Genomic DNA, 21,013 nt, shown 5'->3' with positions numbered 1-21,013 from the left:
AAAAACGGCAACCGAAGTTGCCGTTTTGCTTTTTATTAGGCGTTATACGCATTCTCGCCGTGGCTGTTGACGTCCAGACCTTCGCGCTCCTGCTCTTCCGGTACGCGCAGCCCAACGGTCATATCCGCCAGCTTATAGCCAATGAAGGCGACAACGGCAGACCACACCACGGTGATAGCGATACTTTCCAGCTGCACCAGCACCTGATGAACCATGGTGACACCTTCTGCGTAGCCCACGCCACCCAGTGATTTCGCGGCGAAGATGCCGGTCATGATACAGCCGACGATGCCGCACACGCCGTGGACGCCGAACACATCGCAAGGGTCATCCACGCGCAGCACGCGTTTCAGTGCGGTGACGCCCCACAGACCTGCCAGGCCCGCGACCAGTCCCACCAGCAGCGCACCACCGACACCCACATAGCCACACGCCGGGGTGATACCGACCAGACCGGCAATCGCCCCTGAACAGGCACCCAGCAGGGAAGGTTTACCGCGTACCGCCCACTCGCCGAATACCCAGGAGAGAATTGCACCCGCCGTCGCCACAACGGTGTTCACGAAGGCCAGCGCGGCGATTTCGTTCGCGGCACTTGCGGAGCCGGCGTTGAAGCCGAACCAGCCAAAGTAGAGGATAGCCGTACCGGTAAACACCATCGGCAGGTTATGCGGTTTGAACGCCTCTTTACCGAAGCCCACGCGTTTGCCAATCAGGTATGCGCCCACCAGGCCCGCTACCGCGGCGTTGATATGGACAACGGTACCGCCCGCAAAGTCCAGCGCGCCGTGCGTTGCCAGCAGACCACCGCCCCAGACCATGTGCGCAATCGGCACATAGGAGAGGGTCAGCCAGACCACCACGAAGATCAGAACGGCAGAGAAACGGATGCGCTCCGCCAGCGCCCCCACAATCAGCCCGACGGTAATGCAGGCGAACGAGCCCTGGAACGCGACGTGGATGTACTGGTAGAAGCTGCCCATCAGCGCGGTCAGCTCAATATTTTTCAGCATTACCCAGTCGAAGTTACCAAAGAAGGCGTTGCCGGTACCGAAGGCCAGCGAGTAACCGTAAACCACCCACAGCACGCAGACCAGCGCGAACGTCACGGCAACCTGCGTCAGCATGGAGAGAACGTTTTTGCCGCGGATCAGGCCGCCGTAGAACAGCGCAATGCCCGGGATAGACATGAACAGCACCAGCGCGGTGCTGATCATCATAAAGGCGTTATCGGCTTTGTCTGCCACGGCAGGAGCAGCCAGCGCCAGGCCCGGCAGCAGTGCCAGCGAACCCAGACCCGTTTTAAGTGTTGCTATCTTCATTTTCTCGATCCCTATCACTGTGTGCCAGGCGTTATTTACAGTGCCGCTTCGTCAGATTCGCCGGTACGAATGCGAATGACGCGCTGCAGTTCGGCAACGAAAATTTTGCCGTCGCCAATTTTGCCGGTGTAGGCCGCTTTGCTAATCACATCAATCACTTCATCAAGCTGATCGTCAGCAATCGCGACATCAATTTTTACTTTTGGCAGAAAGTTAACGCTGTATTCCGCCCCGCGATAAAGCTCGGCATGACCCTTCTGACGACCAAAGCCTTTCACTTCGGTGACAGTCAGTCCCTGAATACCCATTGAGGACAATGCTTCACGCACGTCTTCCAGTTTGAATGGTTTGATTACCACCGTAACCAGCTTCATAGATCCCCTCCAGTCAGAATTCGGTAATGGCCGCAGCTCACGCAGAAGGTATTGCAAGGGGTGTGCCAGAAATGAAATGGAGGGAGAAAAGCGGTGCGACGAGCGTTATGCCGTCTTCCTTAATGAACCGGCGAAAAAAAACGCACCATGTCGGTGCACGGTGCGTTTCAGTATTGCACCAACAGGAATGACTGTTAGCGCGTTGCTTTGTTTTGGTGCATCAGGCGCTGAGCGACTCTTCCTCGCGCACGCTGGCGGCCAGTTCTTCGCCCGCCAGCTGAAGCTGATACATCTGCCAGTAGCGCCCTTTGGCTTCCAGCAGTTCACGGTGCGTGCCGCGCTCCACGGCTTGTCCACGATGCAGCACCAGAATGGTATCGGCATCGACAATGGTGGAAAGGCGATGGGCAATCACCACCAGCGTAGTATGGTCGCGTACCGCGGCCAGCGCCTGCTGGATAGCCTGCTCGGTGCCGGAGTCAATGCTGGCCGTCGCTTCATCCAGAATCAGCACCTGCGGAGTTTCAATCAGCACCCGCGCCAGCGCGAGAAGCTGCTTTTGCCCAACGGAGAGGTTGTTTCCCTGCTCGCCCAGCCGGGTATTAATCCCGTCGCTAAACCCGCGCGCAAGGTCTGCCAGCTGCACTTTTTCCAGCACCTCCCATACCTGCTCCTGAGAGTAGTCTCGCCCCAGGGTCACGTTGGCGTAGAAGGTATCGGCCAGGACGACCGGATCCTGCTGCACCATCGCGACGCCTTTACGCAACACGTTGTGGCTGAGAGACGCGAGCGGGCGTCCGTCGAGGCGGATTTCGCCTTGCGTGACCGGGTAGTAGCCCATCAACAGGCTAGCGAGCGTGCTCTTGCCGCTGCCCGTATGTCCCACCAGCGCCACGAAACCGCGCGACGGGACATCCAGCGTAATGTCCTGCAACACCAGCCGGTCTTCGCGATAGGCAAACGAGACGTTATCAAAGGCAATGGCGCCGCTTTGCAGAGGTCGCTCGTCACGACCGTAAGCCTGGCGCGGCCTGTCCATCAGCTCAAACACGCGCTCGCCGGCGACGACCGCCTGCTGCAGCATCGATTGCTGGGTCGTGAGCTCGATCAGCGGCTCGTTAAGGCGCCCCAGATAGCTAATAAAAGCATATAGCACGCCCACTTCAATCGTACCACTTGAGCTCAGGCCAAAGAGCATCAGTAAACCGCAAAGCACCAGCGCAGAGAAAAGGCTGAGCAGCGGACGCAGCAGGAAGCCGTCGAGGCGCAGCGTCTGCATACGCGCCATATAGTGCGATCGGCTGGCTTCGCCCATCCGCTCGCCAAAGCGCGCCTGCTGGCGGAACTGCTGGATGACGCTCATGCCGTTAATCACTTCGTTGAAGCCATCGTTAATGTCGGCCAGATAGGCGCGCACCCGACGCACGATTGGCGTGCTGTAGCGCTGGTAGATGATCATCACGATCAGCACCGCCGGGAAGATGGTAATCGCCACCAGCGCCATGCGCCAGTCGAGGCTGAACATCGCCACCAGCATCGCGCCGATCAGCGCCGCACTGCGTAACACCGTCGCGACCACGGTGACGTACAGGTCGCGGATCACTTCGGTATCGTTGGTCACGCGCGAAATCACCTGCCCGACCGGCTGGATATCAAACTCGCTGAGCGGCTGGCGAAGCGCCGCGTCCATTACATCCGTGCGCAGCTGCTGAACCACGCCCACGGCGGCACGGTTAAACAGCAGCGACTGCGCATAGTGCAGCCCTGCCGCCGCCAGCTGCAACCCAACGTAGGCCACGCCTAAGCCCGCCACCAGCCCCAGAGGCAGGTAGCTTTTGGCGACCATATTGTCGATGAAGTAGCTGATGAGCAGCGGCCCGCTCACCTCAGCAATCGCCGCTATCCAGAGTAAAAGCACGGCCACGGAGAGCGGTTTGCGCCACGGCGAGCCGTAGGCCAGCAGACGTTTGAGCGTCGGCCACATCGTTCCGAGCTTACGCATTGGTGGCCTCCTGATCCTGTTCCGGCGCATCGTCCAGCGCCGCCTCAAGTTGTTGATAGCGGTACATATCGCGATACCAGCCCGGCTGCTCGGCAAGCGTTTCATGCTGCCCGCGCTGGGCAATGTGTCCGTGCTGTAAGACCAGAATTTCGCTGGCCTCGGTGAGCGCTGACAAACGGTGGGCGCTGATAATCACCGTGCGTCCGTCGCCCCACTGGCGCAGGTTGTGCAGAATCTGATGCTCGGTACGACCATCCACGGCGGAAAGCGCATCATCCAGAATGAGGATTTCCGCATTCAGCAGCAGCGCGCGGGCAATCGAGATTCGCTGTTTCTGCCCGCCGGACAGCATGACGCCACGTTCCCCGACCTCCGTTTCGTAGCCCTGCGGCAGACGCAAAATATCGTCATGTACGCTGGCTAAGCGCGCCACATGTTCGATCTCTTCCTGCGTCGCCGACGGGTGACCAAGCGCAATGTTATTCGCCACGGTGTCCGAAAATAAAAACGGCGTCTGGCTGACTACCGCCAGACGGCCACGCCACTCGTCCAGCAGCAGGTTCGCCAGGGGGATATCATGGAAACGGATATCGCCCTCGGTGACGTCAAAGTGGCGCTGAAGCAGAGAGAGCACGGTACTTTTTCCGGACCCCGTCGGGCCGCAGATGCCCAGCATCTGGCCCGGCCGCAGCGTAAAGCTAACGTTCTCCAGCACAGGATGTTCCGTTTGCGGATAGACAAATTTGCGAACGTCGACGTTCATAACGCCGCGCCCTTCCGGCACCGCTTCGCTGCCGTCATTGACTACCGGCGCTTCGGCCAGCATGGCGCGGATGCGGCTGTAGGCGGCGCTGCCGCGCTCTACGATGTTAAACATCCAGGCCAGCGCCAGCATCGGCCAGATCATCAGCCCCAGATACATCGCAAAGCTGGTCAATTGCCCAAGGGTCAATGTGCCCTGCACCACCATCCAGCTCCCGCCGCCAATGGCAAGCAGGTTTGCCATGCCGATTGCGACATAAATCGTTGGATCAAATCGCGCATCAATGCGCGCGACGCGCATGTTTTTCGCCCCCGTGTCTGCCGCATCGGCCGCAAACAGCGCGGACTGCCGATCTTCCAGGCCAAACGCTTTGATCATGCGGATGCTGGTCATGCTCTCCTGGGTGCGATCGTTCAGAGAAGAAAACGCCGCCTGCGCCAGCTTGAAGCGCTCGTGCAGCTGTTCGCCGTAGCGATTGATCGCCAGCGCCATGATCGGCATCGGCAGCAGGGCGAGCAGGGTTAATTGCCAGCTGATCTGCGTGGACATGACGATCAGCACCGCACAGCCCATCACCAGCGAGTCCACCAGCGTCAGCACCCCTTCCCCGGCGGCAAAGACCACGCGATCGACGTCGTTCGTCGCGCGGGCAATGAGATCCCCGGTGCGATGACGCAGATAAAATTCGGGATGCTGTCGGCTCAGATGGCGGTAAAAATCTTCACGCAGCTCAACGGCCAGCTGATAGGACGCACCAAACAGCAGCACGCGCCAGACGTAGCGCAGGAGATAAACAATGACCGCCGTCAGCACCAGCGTGCCGACCCACATCAACACCCGTGCGGTGGTGTAATGCTGTTCAGTGACGCCATCCACGACGTAGCCCACCACCTTCGGCGGGATCAGCTGCAAAATGGCAATGATAATAAGCAGGGCGACTGCACCGAGGTAGCGTTGCCACTCCCGACGAAAGTACCAGCTTAATTGGGCAAATAATCGCACGCGGTTTGTTCCTGAAGGTATTTTACGAAGTTATTCAATGGGTAAGGCTGTGGTGTACTTAATCTGTTCCATGGCGAAGCTTGAGGTGACGTCCGACAAGCCCGGGACGCTGTTCACCAGCCGCTTGTAGAAATCATCATAGCGCTTCATGTCAGCCACCTGGACGCGCATCAGGTAGTCGTACTCGCCGGCCATACGCCAGAAGCCGAGCACCTCGGGCATCTCAGACACCTGAGTGACGAAGCGGCAATACCACTCGCTGCTGTGGTGTTGGGTTTTTATCAGCACAAATGCCGTCAGCCCAAGCCCCAGTTTTTCGGGATCGAGTAATGCGACGCGCCCCAGAAGGATGCCGTCATCTTCCAACTTTTTTAGGCGCTTCCAGCACGGTGTGGTGGTCAGATTAACGGCATCTGCCAGCGCCTGCAAAGAGAGGGTACAGTCACTTTGCAGCAATGAAAGGAGCTTGCGGTCAATTTTATCTAGCATACCCACCTCATAGAGAAAATTTTTCTCCCTTCATTCTATTTTAAAGGCCAGATAGCAACAATTTTTTCTGTGCTTTTCGCTATGCTGGGCACAAAATGACAAACGGATAACTACGATGAATAGCACCTGGGTTAAACATGCCATCAGCGAAATCAATGCCGACTACCAGCGCTCGGCGGATACCCACCTGATTCGCCTCCCCCTGCCGGGATTTGACGGTATTCATCTCTACCTGAAGGATGAAAGCACCCATCCTACCGGTAGCCTGAAGCATCGCCTGGCGCGCTCTCTGTTTTTATACGGTTTGTGCAACGGCTGGATCAAAGAAGGCACGACCATTATTGAATCCTCATCCGGTTCAACGGCGGTGTCTGAAGCCTATTTCGCTCGTCTGCTGGGCCTGCCGTTTATCGCCGTGATGCCCTCCTGCACAGCAAAACGAAAAATCGAGCAGATCGAATTTTACGGCGGACGCTGTCATTTTGTGGAAAGCGCCTGCGAAATCTATGCCGCCTCTGAAATGCTCGCCCGCGAGCTAAACGGCCACTATATGGACCAGTTCACCTTTGCCGAGCGCGCAACGGACTGGCGCGGCAATAACAACATTGCCGACAGTATTTTCCGCCAGATGACCCACGAACCGCATCCGGTTCCGTCGTACATTGTGATGAGCGCCGGTACGGGCGGCACGTCAGCCACTATCGGACGCTACATTCGCTGTCAGGGCTACGATACCCAGCTGATGGTGGTTGACCCCCAGAACTCCGTGTTCCTCGACTACTGGCAAAGCCGCGATGCTGGCCTGCGCAGTCCGGTGGGCAGTAAAATTGAAGGAATTGGCCGCCCGCGCGTGGAACCGTCGTTCATTCCTGACGTTGTCGACGAAATGCTCCGCGTGCCGGACGCCGCCAGCGTCGCCACCGCGCACTGGCTGGAAACGCAGCTCGGCCGCAAGGTGGGTGCATCAACGGGCACCAACATGTGGGGCGCACTGCAGCTTGCGGCGCGCATGCGCGAGGAAGGCCGTACCGGCTCCATCGTCACGCTGCTGTGCGACAGCGGCGAGCGCTACCTTGAGACCTATTACAATGCGGAGTGGGTACAGGCCAACATCGGCGACATCACCCCGTGGAAAGCGCAGATTGCGAAGCTGCTGAAATAAAAAAAAAGCCAGACCGAAGTCTGGCTTGCTGGAAGGGTCTCACTATTCGGGGGAATATGGGAGGTTGTTGTTGTCCAGCCAATGCGTCAAAAAATGGGACACCGCTTCGTTGCCGCAGTGTCCGATAACCGGCAGATGAGGAAGCTCTGCGATCAGCTGCGGCATCGCATTCCCCATAATCAGGCCGCGCCCCACGCTGCCCAGCATTTCGCGGTCATTCATGGCGTCGCCAAACGCCATACACTCCTGCAGCGTTAAGCCCAGGTGGTCGCTGAGCACCGCCAGAGCTGAACCTTTGTTACAGCCCACCGGCAGGACTTCAAGACAATCCACCGCCGAGAAGGTCAGGTGCGCCCGGTCGCCCAGCGCCTCATTTAACTGAATGCGTAAGCGGCAAAGATCGTCGTGATCGCCACAGAAGCAAATCTTGGTCACCGCGTGGGCGGGGATCCGGCGCAGATCGATAAGCTGGTATTTGAAGCCGCTATAAACATGCGCGTGCAACAATTCGGGGATTTCGCTTCCGGTGAACCAGCCTTGATCGTTGAATACGTGGATACTGGCATGCGTGTCCCACGTGCTGTGCAGAACAATATCCGCCACTTCCGGGTTGAGATCCTGGCGGTGCAGCACCTCTCCTTCAACGGTGTGAATGCGCGTTCCGTTACCCGTGATTAAAAACGCATCCAGGGAAAACGTGCCCAGCAGATGACGCATCTCCAGCACGTGGCGGCCAGTGGCAAACGTCAGGGTGACATCACGCTCGCGCAGACGCTTCAGGGTACTCAGCGTTTTCTCCCCCAGACGGTGATCCGGCATTAACAACGTACCGTCCATATCAAATGCAGCGAGGCGGGCCATGATTGCTCCTGAAATGTGATGCGATTAACTTGTGCATCAGTATCGTGTGAGATATACGGAAGTAATAGTGAATAGATGAAAATTATTGTTCCGGGTTTCTTATGCGCCAGCTTAACCGTCTTAACCAGTATCAACGCCTGTGGCAACCTTCCGCTGGCGCTCCACAGCAGGTCACCATAAGTGAGCTTGCCAGCCGCTGTTTTTGTAGCGAGCGGCATGTTCGCACCCTGCTGCGTCAGGCTCAGGAGGCGGGCTGGCTCAGCTGGCACGCGCGGTCTGGTCGCGGCAAGCGCGGTGAGCTGACGTTCCATGCCAGCCCGGAGTCACTGCGCAATGCGATGATGGAAGAGGCGCTGAAGAGCGGACAGCAGCATAACGCGCTGGAGCTGGCCCAGCTTGCTCCTGAAGCACTGAGATCGTTGCTGCATCCGTTTTTAGGCGGGCAGTGGCAAAACGACACGCCGACGCTGCGCATCCCCTACTATCGCTCGCTGGAGCCGCTTCAGCCGGGCTTTTTGCCTGGCCGGGCGGAGCAGCATCTGGCGGGACAGGTATTTTCAGGCTTGACGCGTTTTAACGGTAACAGCAGTGAACCCACGGGCGATCTCGCGCATCACTGGGAGGTCTCTGCTGACGGGCAGCGCTGGCACTTCTACATTCGCTCCACCCTGCACTGGCATAACGGCGATAAAATAGAAACGGCGCAGCTCCAGCGAAGCCTGACGGCACTGTTGACGCTTCCCGCCCTGCGCACCCTGTTCAGGAGCGTTTTACGTATCGAAACAACGCATCCACAGTGTCTGACATTTATGCTGCATCAACCGGACTATTGGCTGGCGCACAGGCTGGCAACCTACTGCAGCCGTCTGGCGCATCCCGACTATCCTGAACTTGGCTGCGGCCCTTTCCGGCTGGCCGCCTTTGAGCCCGACCTGGTTCGTCTGGAAAGCCATGAGCAATACCACCTGAGCCATCCTCTGCTCAAAGCCATCGAATACTGGATCACCCCCCAGTTGTTTGATTACAGGCTGGGCACCAGCTGTCGTCACCCGGTGCAAATCGCGATTGGCGAGGCCGATGAGCTTGAAACCCTGAGGCTGGTCAGCAGCAGCACCAGCCTGGGCTTCTGTTACCTCACGCTGAAACAGAGCGCGCGTCTGAGTGAGATCCAGGCGAAGCGGCTTATCAATATCATCCATCTCTCCAGGCTTCTGCACACGCTTCCGCTCAACGAAGGACTCATTACGCCCACCGAGGAACTGCTTCCCGGCTGGACAATCCCCGAATGGCCTGACTTAACGGACGTTGCCCTGCCTGAGGCGCTGACGCTGGTTTACCATCTTCCCGTTGAGCTTCACACCATGGCCAGCCAGTTAAAGGCGTACCTGGCGCAACAGGGTTGTGACCTGACCGTCATCTTCCACGACGCCAAGACGTGGGACGGATGCCAGCAGCTTGCCGATGCAGACATCATGATGGGGGACAGGCTGATTGGCGAAGCGCCAGCGTATACGCTTGAGCAGTGGCTGCGCTGCGATGCCCTGTGGCCGCACGTGTTAAGCGCACCGGCCTACGCCCATCTGCAAGCCACGCTGGATGCGGTGCAGTCTCAGGCCGAAGCTCGGGACCGACACGCCGGTCTGCAAGCCATTTTCAACCGCCTGATGGAGAATGCGGTGCTGACGCCGCTTTTTAACTATCAATATCAAATCAGCGCCCCGCCGGGGGTCAACGGCATACGCCTCAACACCCGCGGCTGGTTTGATTTTACCGAAGCCTGGCTACCCGCCCCCAAATCGTGAAGAAGCTGGTCGCCGCCGTAGCCAGACGGTAACATAATGGTTTTACCGTAACAGTCGAGATGATTTATGAAACGTGCCGTCGTCGTGTTCAGCGGAGGACAAGACTCTACAACCTGCCTGGTTCAGGCCATTCATCAGTATGATGAAGTTCACTGTGTGACTTTCGATTATGGCCAGCGTCACCGCGCTGAAATCGACGTTGCCCGTGAACTGGCCCTTAAACTGGGGGCACGCGCGCACAAGGTGCTGGACGTTACGCTGTTAAATGAACTGGCCGTCAGCAGCCTCACCCGGGACAGTATTCCTGTACCGGACTATGAACCCGATGCCAGCGGCATTCCGAACACGTTTGTGCCGGGGCGTAATATTCTGTTCCTGACCCTGACGGCGATTTATGCCTATCAGGTAAAAGCCGAAGCGGTAATTACGGGCGTATGCGAGACCGACTTCTCAGGATACCCGGACTGCCGCGATGAGTTTGTCAAAGCGCTCAACCACGCCGTCAATCTGGGGATGGCGAAAGAGACGCGCTTTGAAACCCCGCTCATGTGGCTGGATAAAGCCGAAACCTGGGCGCTGGCCGACTACTGGGGCAAGCTGGATTTGGTTCGCAGCGAAACCCTCACCTGCTATAACGGCATCAAAGGCGACGGTTGCGGCCAGTGCGCCGCCTGTAATCTGCGCGCTAACGGGCTTAACCATTACCTGGCTGATAAAGTCGGCGTGATGGCGGCAATGAAGCAAAAGACCGGGCTTAAATAGCGTTTTTTGACCGTGCTGTCGCAAAACAGGTGTCGACAGCACGAGTGCGCCTTAATATGTCTTATACGATCATCAACTCCAGCTTTTCCCGCAATTCCCCTTCCAGCGGCAGCGCTTTCTGAGTTTTCAGATCGATACAGACAAAGGTGATCAGTGCATCAGCCACCCCCTGCCCTTCTGGATCGAGCGTCACCACCTGGCTTAACACGCCGCTTTTGCCGTTTAGCTGTTGTACCTGGCTGGTCACGGTGAGCACATCGCCCAGCACGGCCGGACGGCGATAGTTGATGTTGATATTGACGACCACGAACGCGATGTTGTGCGCGGTCAGCCACTGAAAGCTTTCGCTGTTTTCCAGCCCGTCCCAGCGCGCTTCTTCAAGAAACTCGAGATAGCGAGCGTTATTGACGTGCTGATAAACATCAAGATGGAAACCGCGTACTTTGATTTTTGTCTGCATGGCGCAATAGCCTTTCATTGTTATAGGATCAGAGGTCATAACTGGTATGACCTCTTTATCCTGGCAAACTTTTGCCGCAGTGCAAGAAATTGCGTTATTACAGTGTCAGGTGTGAGAGGTTGCGCTCAACCAGCGCGCTGCCCATGCCCGGAACCTGTTTGAGATCGTCGACCGTTTTGAATGGGCCGTACTCTTCACGATAGCTGACGATAGCCTGCGCTTTTTTCAGGCCCACGCCATTCATTGCGCGGGCGAGATCCTCTGCCGAGGCCGAGTTAATGCTGACCCGCGTACCGTCATCATCCGCATTTTTACCGGCGTCAGCCGCTTTGGTCTGCCCTTGCACCGGCGCGGCCGCATCAGACTTGCTCTGCGTAGCCTGTGGTTTGGCGGCGGTCGCCGCCGCCTGCGCGCCCGCGCTCATCCCGGTGGTGGCAATAGCCAGCGTAATTAACAGTGCTTTGATTCCACATTTCATGCTGTTATCTCCTTGTTTGTTGACAGCCACGCAACGATAGCCGCCTGTGAAAACAGGCACAAACAGCAGATTGCAGAAATGGAAAAGGCCGCGAAAGCGGCCTTTAGTTTTTGCAGAGCGTTACGAAAATCTGCGAGCAGACACGTAATTACTGCTGCTGAGTCATGACATCGCCCAGCTTGATTTTGGCGTCTTTACGCAGGTTGCTCATCATGGCTTCGAAAGCAATCTGAGCATTGTTCTGAGTAATGCCCTGAACCATCGCCTTCTTCTGCGCTTCTGGCAGAGTGCCGGCTTTCACGTCGTCCAGCGCCAGCAGAACAACGTTACCCTGCATATCGGTGGTGGTACCGAAGCTTGGCTTGTCTTTTGCCGGCAGCGTCAGGCTAAACGCGGCCTGACTGATTGGGTCCTGACCGGTACGGCTCAGCGTTTTCGCCTCACCGAAGCTCAGGCCAGCCGCTTTCAGCGCGTCCTGTTTACCCGCTTTCAGATCGGCCAGAATCTTCTCAGCGTCCAGTTTAGCCTGCTGTTCTGCTTTGTTGTGCTTAACCTGAGCGACGACCTGATCCTTCACTTCCGCCAGCGGTTTGACCGCTTCTGGCTTGTGCTCGCTGACGCGCAGAACAAAGGCGCGATCGCCGTCAACGGTAATGATGTCAGAGTTGCTGCCCGGCGTGCCGTTCTCGCCCACCAGACCACCGTTAAAGATGGCATCAGAAACCGGTTTGAAGTTCAGCTCTTCCGGCAGGTTGTCACGACCAAACCAGCCGGTCTCAACTGCTTTCACACCCGCCGCCTGCTCTGCACCTGCCAGAGATTCGTTGTCGTTGCTGGCAGCATCGCTCACCTTCTGCTGCAGCGCGTAGTAGGCATCCAGGGCTTTTTCCTGTTTCACTTTCGCGGCAATATCATCACGAACTTCAGCCAGCGGCTTGGTTTTCGCCGGGGTGATGTCGTCCAGACGCACGACCAGGAAACCAACGGATGATTTAATCACACCAGACAGCTGGCCTTTCTCTTTCAGGCCGGCATTTTTCAGCTCGTCGGGCGTGGTTGCGTCTTCCAGCCAGCCCATATCACCGCCGTTTTTCGCAGAGATAATGTCGGTGGATTTCGCTTTCGCAAGGGTGGCGAAATCAGCGCCTTTGTTCAGCTCATCCAGTACCGCCTTAGCATCTGCTTCAGTTTTGGTCTGAATCACGCTGTAGCGGTTACGCTGCGGCTGAGTGAATTGATCCTGATGCTGGTCATAGTAAGACTGGATCTCGGCATCAGACGCGCTTTCCTGCAGCGCAGCTGCATCCAGCTTGATGTAGCTGACGCGGAACTGCTCCGGAGAAACAAAGGCGTTTTTATTCTGCTCGTAGTAAGCATTAACGTCTGCGTCGCTCACCTGCTGTTTCGCCGCCAGGGCGTTCACATCAATTGTCGCTTCACGGACCACGCGCTGCTGGGCCACCAGCGCGGCCAGTTCGTCGGTTTCACCTTTAAGCATGAAATCGGTACCCACGACAGCGTTAATGAGCTGCTGGGTTGTCAGCTGGTTACGCAGCGCCTGCGCGTACTGATCCGCCGTCATGCCCATCTGGTTAACGATACTGTTGTAACGCGCGTTGTCGAATTTACCGTTAGACTGGAATGCCTGAGTGGCGAAGATCGCTTTTTTGACCTGCTCGTCGCTGATGCCAAGGCCCAGCTTTTTGGCATACTGATCCAGCAGCGCTTCGTCGATAAGACGGTTCAGTGTCTGTTGGCGCAGGGTTTTCATGTACCCTTCATTCGCCGCCAGTTCAGAGAATTGGTCGCCCAGCTGTTGCTGCATACGGTTACGCTCACCGGCAAAAGCATTCTCGAACTGACCACGGCTGATTTCCTGGCCATTCACTTTTGCGGCATAGTTTGCGCCACCGCCAATAAGGTAACTGCTCACGCCGGTCAATATGAACGACACGATAATGATACCGAAAATAATCTTGAGCACGAGACTGTTAGCAGCCGTGCGTAAGCTGTCCATCATGGTGTAACAACACTCCGCTGTAGGTGACTGGTTACCTGACGCTGACGGAAAATCCTGCCCGTCGCGCGTGAAGGCGTATTGTGACAAGAAAACGGGGCGATTGTCAGCCCACAACTCGCATAAACTCGCACAAATCAGGTCTGGACAAACAAAAAAGGCACATCAAACGATGCGCCCTTGTACTATCCGGCTTCCCTGAAACGGGAAAGCAATCAGTTTACTGCGTCTTTCAGCGCTTTACCTGCACGGAAACCCGGCACTTTAGCAGCAGCAATGGTGATCTCTTTACCGGTCTGAGGGTTGCGGCCAGTACGGGCAGCACGCTCTTTAACAGCAAAAGTACCGAAGCCTACCAGTGCAACGTCGTCCCCAGCCTGCAGAGATTCAGTAACAGAAGCAATTAATGCATCTAACGCACGTCCAGCTGCAGCTTTAGAAATATCAGCACCAGCAGCAATTTTGTCAATCAGTTGAGATTTATTCACTGTTCTCTTCCTCTCTTTATAATTTATATCGCGCCTGAGTCCTTCACAACGCGACCGCGCAGCAGTTATATCAGGCCTGCCATGACCTTACAACACCCGTTGTTGATGGCTGACCTAATCAGCAATCTAAATTAGCTATACAAAAAAAGGCTGGCAAGTGCGAAATGACTTACCAGCCTTGTTTTTATTGACGCTCTTTGCGCGAGGTCACTATTTTGCGGTTACAACCTGCATTCCGGACGGTTCATTCTGCAGTGCGAGACTGAGAACTTCCTCAATTCGCTTAACAGGATGGATCTGCAGATCGGCAATCACGTTGTCCGGAATCTCTTCCAGATCGCGTTTGTTTTCGTAAGGGATCAATACGGTTTTGATCCCACCGCGGTGTGCCGCCAGCAGTTTTTCTTTTAACCCGCCGATTGGCAGGACCTGACCGCGCAGGGTAATTTCACCGGTCATTGCCACATCGGCACGTACCGGGTTGCCCGTCAGACAGGAAACCAGAGCGGTACACATGGCAATACCCGCGCTTGGGCCATCTTTCGGCGTCGCCCCTTCAGGAACGTGAACGTGAATGTCGCGTTTTTCGTAGAAATCCGGATTGATACCCAGTTTTTCCGCGCGCGCGCGCACCACGGTCAGCGCAGCCTGGATGGACTCCTGCATCACTTCACCCAGCGAGCCGGTGTAGGTCAGCTTGCCTTTGCCCGGCACACAGGCGGTTTCGATGGTCAGCAGATCGCCGCCCACTTCCGTCCATGCCAGACCGGTCACCTGACCCACGCGGTTTTCGTTATCCGCGCGGCCGTAGTCGAAGCGCTGAACGCCCAGGTAGGCATGCAGATTGTCACCGTTAATCACGATGTGCTTCAGGCTCTTATCCAGCAGCAGCTGTTTTACCGCCTTACGGCACAGCTTAGATATTTCGCGCTCAAGGCTACGCACGCCCGCTTCACGGGTGTAGTAGCGGATGATGCCGATAATCGCGCTGTCCTCGACGGTCAGCTCGTTGGCTTTCAGCGCGTTACGCTCAATCTGCTTCGGCAGCAGGTGCTGTTTAGCAATGTTCAGCTTTTCGTCTTCGGTATAACCGGAGAGGCGGATCACTTCCATACGGTCCAGCAGCGGTGCCGGTATGTTCATGGAGTTGGACGTCGCCACGAACATCACATCGCTAAGGTCGTAGTCCACTTCCAGATAGTGATCGCTGAACGCCACGTTCTGTTCTGGATCAAGCACTTCCAGCAGAGCAGACGCCGGGTCGCCACGCATGTCCGACGACATTTTGTCGATCTCATCAAGCAGGAACAGCGGGTTTTTAACCCCCACTTTCGCCATTTTCTGGATCAGTTTACCCGGCATGGAACCGATGTAGGTACGGCGGTGACCGCGGATTTCCGCTTCATCACGCACGCCGCCCAGCGCCATACGGATGTACTTACGTCCGGTCGCTTTGGCGATGGACTGACCCAGAGAGGTTTTACCCACCCCCGGCGGTCCTACCAGGCACAGAATTGGGCCTTTAATTTTGTTTACTCGGCTTTGTACCGCGAGGTACTCAAGGATGCGGTCTTTCACGCGTTCCAGGCCGTAGTGGTCAGTATCGAGGATCTCCTGGGCCTGACGCAGGTCTTTCTTGACCTTACTGCGGGCGTTCCACGGAACCTGCACCATCCACTCAATGTAGCCGCGCACGACGGTTGCTTCAGCCGACATCGGAGACATCATTTTCAGCTTCTGCAGTTCTGCTTCGGCTTTCTCTTTCGCCTCTTTCGGCATCTTCGCCGCGTCGATTTTACGCTTCAGCGCTTCGTTTTCGTCCGGTGCGTCGTCCATCTCGCCCAGCTCTTTCTGAATGGCCTTCATTTGCTCATTCAGATAGTACTCACGCTGAGATTTTTCCATCTGCTTTTTCACGCGGTTACGAATGCGCTTCTCAACCTGCAGCAGATCGATTTCAGACTCCATCATCGCCATCAGGTATTCCAGACGTTCGTTAACGTCGGACATCTCCAGCACGGACTGTTTGTCAGCCAGCTTCAGCGGCATGTGTGCAGCGATGGTGTCCGCCAGACGCGCAGGATCGTCGATGCTGTTCAGTGACGTCAGCACTTCTGGTGGGATTTTCTTGTTCAGCTTGATATAGCCTTCGAACTGGCTAATCGCGGTACGTACCAGCACTTCCTGCTCGCGCTCATCAAGTTCAGGCGAATCAAGGTACTCTGCCTTGGCAGAGAAGTGTTCGCCATCATCTGACAGCGTGGTAATACGCGCACGCTGTAAGCCTTCGACCAGCACCTTCACGGTGCCGTCCGGCAGCTTCAGCATTTGTAAAATAGAGGCCACGGTCCCGACGGTGAAAAGATCGTTTACACCCGGCTCATCCGTTGATGCTTCTTTCTGGGCCACCAGCATGATTTTTTTATCATGATCCATGGCAGCTTCGAGGCAACGGATAGATTTTTCCCGCCCTACAAATAAGGGTATGACCATGTGCGGATAAACCACCACATCGCGCAACGGCAATACGGGGATTTCAATGCGTTCAGAACGCTCAGGATTCATAGAGCTCTCTCTTAGTTTAGTGTCCGCCAGGTAAGCTGGTCATGTCACAGTGCTTCACATAACCATTAACATGTATCCAGTATATGGGGATGTTTCCCACACATTCAACGCTATGAATACGGAAAAAGTAAAGGGGAGATAAAATCCCCCCTTTTTGATTAACTGCTTGTATGATTTGGTGAATTATTCGCCAGATGCCTGCTGGGCTTCCGGTTTACCGTAAATCAGCAGCGGCTTGGATTGGCCGCCGATCACGGACTCGTCGATAACCACTTTTTCGACGTCTTCCATCGACGGCAAATCGTACATGGTGTCGAGCAATGCCGCTTCAACGATAGAGCGCAAACCACGCGCACCGGTTTTACGGGCCATCGCTTTCTTGGCAATCGCATCCAGCGCTTCGTCACGGAATTCCAGCTCAACGCCTTCCAGATTGAACAGCGCCTGATACTGCTTGGTCAGCGCATTTTTCGGCTCTTTCAGGATCTGAATCAGCGCGTCTTCGCTCAGCTCATTCAGCGTTGCCACAACCGGCAGACGGCCAATGAATTCAGGGATCAGACCAAATTTGATCAGATCTTCGGGCTCAACCTGCGAAAGCAGTTCACCTTCGTTGGCTTTCTCGGACTTCGCCTTCACCGTTGCGCCAAAACCGATGCCGGAGCCGGTTTCAACACGGTGGGAAATGACTTTATCCAGACCAGCAAACGCGCCGCCGCAAATAAACAGGATCTTGGAGGTATCGACCTGCAGGAACTCCTGCTGCGGATGTTTGCGTCCACCCTGCGGCGGAACGGCCGCAACCGTACCTTCGATCAGCTTCAGCAGGGCCTGCTGCACGCCTTCACCCGACACGTCACGGGTGATGGACGGGTTGTCTGATTTACGGGAGATCTTGTCGATCTCATCAATATAAACAATCCCGCGCTGTGCTTTCTGAACGTCGTAATCGCACTTCTGCAGCAGCTTCTGAATGATGTTCTCAACGTCTTCACCCACATAACCGGCTTCGGTCAGGGTGGTGGCATCCGCCATGGTAAACGGAACATCCAGCAGGCGCGCCAGGGTTTCCGCCAGCAGCGTTTTACCGGAGCCGGTTGGCCCGATCAGCAGAATGTTACTTTTGCCCAGTTCTACGCCATTGCTGGTGTCGCCGTTACGCAGACGTTTGTAGTGGTTGTATACCGCCACCGCCAGCACTTTCTTGGCCTGCTCCTGACCGATGACATAGTCGTCAAGGTGATGACGAATCTCATGCGGCGTTGGCAATGCGCTACGCTCACGGTGCGGCGCAACTTCTTTAATCTCTTCGCGAATGATGTCGTTACATAAATCGACGCATTCGTCGCAGATATACACGGACGGCCCGGCAATCAGTTTACGCACTTCATGCTGGCTTTTGCCGCAAAAAGAGCAGTACAGCAGTTTGCCCGAACCATCTTTGCGTTTATCTGTCATGAGTCCAAACCTCTTTTTAAGTTCTTTGTGCCGCACATGACGACGCAAATGCCATTCTAAGACGCGTGTGCTTTAAGCAGCGTGCCGCCCTACCTTAGTATAGCGGCACACTCGCGTCGCGGGCATCAATTACGATGGGTCAATACGGAGTCGACTAAGCCGTACTCAACTGCCTCTGGAGCAGAGAGGAAGCGATCGCGCTCGGTATCGCGCTCGATCTGCTCAAGAGATTGACCTGTATGCTGCGCCATAAGTTCATTCATGCGCGCTTTTACTTTCAGAATTTCACGGGCGTGGATTTCGATATCCGTCGCCTGCCCCTGGTAACCCCCCAGCGGCTGATGAATCATCACGCGGGAGTTAGGCAGGCAGAAACGCTTACCTTTCGCCCCTGCGGTTAACAGGAAGGCCCCCATGGATGCAGCCTGCCCCATACAGATAGTGCTGACATCTGGCTTGATGAACTGCATGGTGTCATAAATGGACATGCCCGCCGTAATCACACCGCCAGGCGAGTTGATGTACAGGTAAATGTCTTTTTCCGGGTTTTCCGCTTCCAGGAACAGCATCTGCGCCACGATCAGGTTAGCCATATGGTCTTCTACCTGGCCGGTCAGAAAGATAACGCGTTCCTTGAGCAGACGGGAATAGATATCGAAAGAACGCTCACCGCGTGAGGTCTGTTCAATAACCATTGGCACCAGCGCCATATGGGGTGCAAAGTTATCTCGTTCGCCACTGTATGACATTTCCGTCTCCTGGTTCAAAATTGAAAACACCTGCTGTACTGATTGTAACCTTATGGACGGATTATCAGCCAGTCTCAATCATCGTGATTACATACTTATGGGGTTCGCCACACCCTATTTCAAGCATAACAACCTTTTGTTGTAACGCTAACACTGAAAGGGCGTTTTAGCACCCTTCCAGAACCCATGCAGCGATAAAAAAAACCCGTCGCCGGAAGGCAACGGGTTTTTTGTTCAAACTTTAAACCGTTAGAGCGAAATTACGCCTGCTGGTTCATCAGTTCGTTGAAAGAGGTCGCTTTTTCGGTCACTTTCGCTTTCGCCAGTACCGCTTCAACAGCCTGCTCTTCCAGTGCGACGTTGCGCATGTTGTCCATCAGCTCTTTGTTCTTACCGTAGAACTCGATCACTTCTGATGGATCTTCGTATGCAGACGCCATCTCTTCGATCAGGCCCTTCACACGTTCTTCGTCAGCTTTCAGCTCGTGGGTACGAATCACTTCGCCCAGCAGCAGGCCAACAACAACGCGGCGTTTCGCTTGCTCTTCGAACAGCTCACGCGGCAGTTCCATCGCTTGCTGCTGGTTGCCACCGAAGCGCTGTGCAGCCTGACGGCGCAGCACATCGATTTCGCTGTCGATCAGGGCAGCAGGAACGTCGATTTCGTTCGCTTTTACCAGACCTTCAATCGCCTGAGATTTCACGCGGTTACGCACAGCACCGTTCAGCTCGCGCTCCATGTTCTTACGCACTTCGGTACGCAGGCCAGCAACAGAACCATCTTCCACGCCGAAACGCTTGATGAACTCTTCAGTCAGTTCTGGCAGTTCGCGCTCTTCAACTTTCTTCAGGTTGATGACGAACTTCGCTGCTTTACCTTTCAGGTTTTCAGCGTGGTACTCTTCAGGGAAGGTCACGTCGATGGTGAACTCTTCGCCCGCTTTGTGGCCTTTGATGCCGTCTTCGAAGCCTGGGATCATACGACCCTGGCCCATTGCCAGTACGAAGTCAGACGCTTTGCCGCCTTCGAACTCTTCGCCGTCTACAGAACCGGTGAAGTCGATGGTTACGCGGTCTTCCGCGTCAACAGCGCCTTCTTTCTCTTTCCAGTTCGCCTGCTGCTTACGCAGGGTGTCCAGCATGCCGTCAACGTCTTCGTCGGTCACGGAAACGATCGGTTTTTCAACTTCGATAGATTCCAGGCCTTTCAGCTCAACTTCCGGGTACACTTCGAACTCTACGGAGTAGGTGAAGTCTTCGCCCAGTTTGTATTCGCCTGGCACGTAGTTTGGCGCGCCGGCTGGATTGATTTTTTCTTTGATGATCGCGTCGATAAAGTTGCGGCTCATCAGTTCACCCAGCACATCCTGACGCACGGAAGCGCCATAACGCTGAGCAACAACATTCATTGGTACTTTGCCCTTACGGAAGCCGTCAATACGTACTTTTTTTGCTACGTTGACCAGCTCGCTTTTCACAGCAGTTTCGATGCTGTCAGCAGCGATAGTAATCGTTACACGGCGGCCAAGGCCTTGAGTGGTTTCAACTGAAACTTGCATCTTGTTACCTCAAAAAAATCACAGTGCTCGGTCAACTCTGAATCTGTCTGTTATACCGGGATGCTCTCTTAGTGCAGATTCACATTCCCTGTCGCCAGAATCATCCCGAAGACATTCAATAAGACGCGGCATTATAGCGGCATCACTTAGGTGAGTCGAGAACGGTTGGAGCATGTTGCTGCGGCTTTTTTCACACTTTAAGGCTATTTTTAGCCTTAAAATCGCACCATCCGCTCAAAACTCAGACAAAACAAAACGGCCCGGAGGCCGTTTTGAGGAAATCTGTAAGCAACATACTGGAAAAGCTCCAGCCGTTGCAAATCCGATTTATCAGGCGATGGTGCCTGCACCGCGACAAGGCGGCGACGCAAAAACCGTATCCTGCAAGCCTTCCCATTCCTTAATGGTGTAGGTATGCAGTGCCAGCGCATGCACGGTCGTGGAGAGTTCTTCCGTCAAGGTGCTGTAGATCAGGCGATGTCGGTTCAGGAAACGTTCTCCCGTGAAGCGATCGCTAACCAGAACCACTTTAAAGTGGCTTTCAGAACCTGCCGGCACGTTATGACGATAGCTTTCGTCGACGACTTCGAGGAACACAGGGTTGAACGCTGCCCTTAATTTTTCTTCTATCTGTTCACGTATCATCATGAAATTACTCCTCCGACAACGCTAAGATGTCACCCATCCCTTTAAATGTTAG

At 55.5% G+C, this 21,013-nt stretch carries 18 protein-coding genes; 3 read left to right on the top strand and 15 right to left on the bottom strand.

Annotation, left to right across the window (positions count from 1 at the left end; all coding sequences use genetic code 11):
• Positions 1-35: 35 nt before the first annotated feature.
• From amtB to INF77_RS18880, 5 genes are all read right to left on the bottom strand, one after another.
• Positions 36-1,322, bottom strand: a complete 1,287-nt coding sequence (gene amtB / locus INF77_RS18900; RefSeq protein ID WP_014882787.1) for an ammonium transporter AmtB — start codon at positions 1,320-1,322, stop codon at positions 36-38.
• Positions 1,323-1,357: 35 nt separating this feature from the next.
• Positions 1,358-1,696 (bottom strand): P-II family nitrogen regulator, encoded by a 339-nt coding sequence (gene glnK, locus INF77_RS18895; RefSeq protein ID WP_008503304.1) that lies wholly within the window; start codon positions 1,694-1,696, stop codon positions 1,358-1,360.
• Between the two features lie 220 nt (positions 1,697-1,916).
• The gene (locus INF77_RS18890; protein ID WP_049137520.1) at positions 1,917-3,698 is read right to left on the bottom strand and encodes a SmdB family multidrug efflux ABC transporter permease/ATP-binding protein; all 1,782 of its coding nucleotides are present in this window, start codon (positions 3,696-3,698) and stop codon (positions 1,917-1,919) included.
• The gene (locus INF77_RS18885; RefSeq protein WP_193532876.1) at positions 3,691-5,463 is read right to left on the bottom strand and encodes a SmdA family multidrug ABC transporter permease/ATP-binding protein; all 1,773 of its coding nucleotides are present in this window, start codon (positions 5,461-5,463) and stop codon (positions 3,691-3,693) included. The genes INF77_RS18890 and INF77_RS18885 overlap by 8 nt, the downstream gene beginning before the upstream one ends.
• 30 nt (positions 5,464-5,493) lie before the next feature.
• Positions 5,494-5,952: an Lrp/AsnC family transcriptional regulator gene (locus INF77_RS18880; RefSeq protein WP_008503307.1), complete on the bottom strand. Its 459-nt coding sequence runs from the start codon at positions 5,950-5,952 to the stop codon at positions 5,494-5,496.
• A gap of 115 nt (positions 5,953-6,067) precedes the next feature.
• On the opposite strand from INF77_RS18880, the gene INF77_RS18875 reads away from it, so the two are divergent.
• Positions 6,068-7,114 carry a PLP-dependent cysteine synthase family protein gene (locus tag INF77_RS18875; protein WP_150142952.1) on the top strand — a complete coding sequence of 349 codons (1,047 nt, stop codon included), beginning with the start codon at positions 6,068-6,070 and terminating at the stop codon, positions 7,112-7,114.
• 42 nt (positions 7,115-7,156) lie between these two features.
• Here the strand turns inward: INF77_RS18875 and cof are convergent, their stop codons facing one another.
• Positions 7,157-7,975 (bottom strand): HMP-PP phosphatase, encoded by an 819-nt coding sequence (gene cof / locus INF77_RS18870; RefSeq protein WP_150142951.1) that lies wholly within the window; start codon positions 7,973-7,975, stop codon positions 7,157-7,159.
• A gap of 101 nt (positions 7,976-8,076) precedes the next feature.
• On the opposite strand from cof, the gene INF77_RS18865 reads away from it, so the two are divergent.
• Together INF77_RS18865 and queC are read left to right on the top strand one after the other, a co-directional pair.
• A complete protein-coding gene (locus tag INF77_RS18865) occupies positions 8,077-9,777 on the top strand; it encodes an SgrR family transcriptional regulator (RefSeq protein ID WP_150142950.1) in 1,701 nt (566 codons plus the stop codon).
• Positions 9,778-9,843: 66 nt separating this feature from the next.
• Positions 9,844-10,539, top strand: coding sequence for a 7-cyano-7-deazaguanine synthase QueC (gene queC / locus INF77_RS18860; RefSeq protein ID WP_150142949.1), 696 nt, complete (start codon positions 9,844-9,846; stop codon positions 10,537-10,539).
• Positions 10,540-10,600: 61 nt separating this feature from the next.
• On the opposite strand, the gene INF77_RS18855 is transcribed toward queC, so the two are convergent.
• From INF77_RS18855 to bolA, 9 genes are all read right to left on the bottom strand, one after another.
• Positions 10,601-10,999 carry a YbgC/FadM family acyl-CoA thioesterase gene (locus tag INF77_RS18855; protein ID WP_150142948.1) on the bottom strand — a complete coding sequence of 133 codons (399 nt, stop codon included), beginning with the start codon at positions 10,997-10,999 and terminating at the stop codon, positions 10,601-10,603.
• Between the two features lie 97 nt (positions 11,000-11,096).
• Positions 11,097-11,477, bottom strand: coding sequence for a helix-hairpin-helix domain-containing protein (locus INF77_RS18850; RefSeq protein ID WP_045259901.1), 381 nt, complete (start codon positions 11,475-11,477; stop codon positions 11,097-11,099).
• A 148-nt stretch (positions 11,478-11,625) separates the two neighbouring features.
• Positions 11,626-13,497, bottom strand: a complete 1,872-nt coding sequence (ppiD, locus tag INF77_RS18845) for a peptidylprolyl isomerase (protein WP_028012162.1) — start codon at positions 13,495-13,497, stop codon at positions 11,626-11,628.
• A gap of 212 nt (positions 13,498-13,709) precedes the next feature.
• Positions 13,710-13,982, bottom strand: coding sequence for a nucleoid-associated protein HU-beta (gene hupB, locus INF77_RS18840; RefSeq protein WP_002444653.1), 273 nt, complete (start codon positions 13,980-13,982; stop codon positions 13,710-13,712).
• Positions 13,983-14,192: 210 nt separating this feature from the next.
• The gene (lon, locus tag INF77_RS18835) at positions 14,193-16,547 is read right to left on the bottom strand and encodes an endopeptidase La (protein ID WP_023334706.1); all 2,355 of its coding nucleotides are present in this window, start codon (positions 16,545-16,547) and stop codon (positions 14,193-14,195) included.
• Positions 16,548-16,730: 183 nt separating this feature from the next.
• Positions 16,731-18,005 carry an ATP-dependent protease ATP-binding subunit ClpX gene (gene clpX / locus INF77_RS18830; protein WP_028012161.1) on the bottom strand — a complete coding sequence of 425 codons (1,275 nt, stop codon included), beginning with the start codon at positions 18,003-18,005 and terminating at the stop codon, positions 16,731-16,733.
• 125 nt (positions 18,006-18,130) lie between these two features.
• Positions 18,131-18,754 (bottom strand): ATP-dependent Clp endopeptidase proteolytic subunit ClpP, encoded by a 624-nt coding sequence (clpP, locus tag INF77_RS18825; RefSeq protein ID WP_014069126.1) that lies wholly within the window; start codon positions 18,752-18,754, stop codon positions 18,131-18,133.
• A gap of 260 nt (positions 18,755-19,014) precedes the next feature.
• The gene (gene tig, locus INF77_RS18820; RefSeq protein ID WP_008503318.1) at positions 19,015-20,313 is read right to left on the bottom strand and encodes a trigger factor; all 1,299 of its coding nucleotides are present in this window, start codon (positions 20,311-20,313) and stop codon (positions 19,015-19,017) included.
• 330 nt (positions 20,314-20,643) lie between these two features.
• Positions 20,644-20,961, bottom strand: coding sequence for a transcriptional regulator BolA (gene bolA, locus INF77_RS18815; RefSeq protein WP_003859051.1), 318 nt, complete (start codon positions 20,959-20,961; stop codon positions 20,644-20,646).
• Between the last annotated feature and the right edge of the window lie 52 nt (positions 20,962-21,013).

The organism is Enterobacter cloacae complex sp. P1B (assembly GCF_014982345.1).
In the GTDB taxonomy this organism is placed as follows: Bacteria; Pseudomonadota; Gammaproteobacteria; order Enterobacterales; family Enterobacteriaceae; genus Enterobacter; species Enterobacter bugandensis.
This window is presented reverse-complemented; position numbering and strand designations above follow the sequence as displayed.